Annotated in this window: 1 protein-coding gene; it reads left to right on the top strand. The window is 60.4% G+C overall.

What is annotated here, in order from left to right; genetic code table 11:
• Window positions 1-680, top strand: a 680-nt coding sequence (locus AC07O1_RS30365; RefSeq protein ID WP_495091195.1) for a thiamine pyrophosphate-binding protein, incomplete at both ends; no start/stop codon positions are given.

Genomic DNA, 680 nt, shown 5'->3' with positions numbered 1-680 from the left:
TACGGCTATACCCCGGGCGTTGAAACCACCACCGGCCCGCTGGGCCAGGGTCTGGCCAACGCTGTCGGTTTCGCCTTGGCGGAAAAAGTCCTGGCGGCGCAGTTCAACCGTCCAGGCCACAACGTTGTCGACCACCACACCTACGTGTTCCTGGGTGATGGCTGCATGATGGAAGGCATTTCCCATGAAGTCTGCTCCCTGGCCGGTACCCTGGGCCTGGGCAAACTGATCGCCTTCTACGATGACAACGGCATCTCCATCGACGGCGAAGTTGAAGGCTGGTTCACTGACGACACCCCTAAGCGTTTCGAAGCCTATAACTGGCAAGTGATCCGCAATGTCGATGGCCACGACCCGGACGAAATCAAGACTGCGATCGAAACCGCACGCAAAAGCGCGCAACCGACGCTGATCTGCTGCAAGACCACCATCGGCTTCGGCTCGCCGAACAAGCAAGGCAAGGAAGACTGCCACGGCGCACCACTGGGCGCCGATGAAATCGCTCTGACCCGCGCTGCCCTGAAGTGGAACTACGAGCCGTTCGAAATCCCGGCCGACATCTACGCCGAGTGGGACGCCAAAGAAGCCGGTCGTGCTGCCGAAGCCGAGTGGGACCAGCGTTTTGCGGCTTACTCTGCAGACTTCCCGGAGTTGGCCAACGAACTGATCCGTCGCCTGAG

The sequence above is a fragment of the Pseudomonas sp. GW821-FHT07G10 genome, from assembly GCF_059418545.1.
The sequence above is the reverse complement of the archived record's forward strand: the minus strand, read 5'-3'. Positions and strand labels throughout refer to the sequence as shown.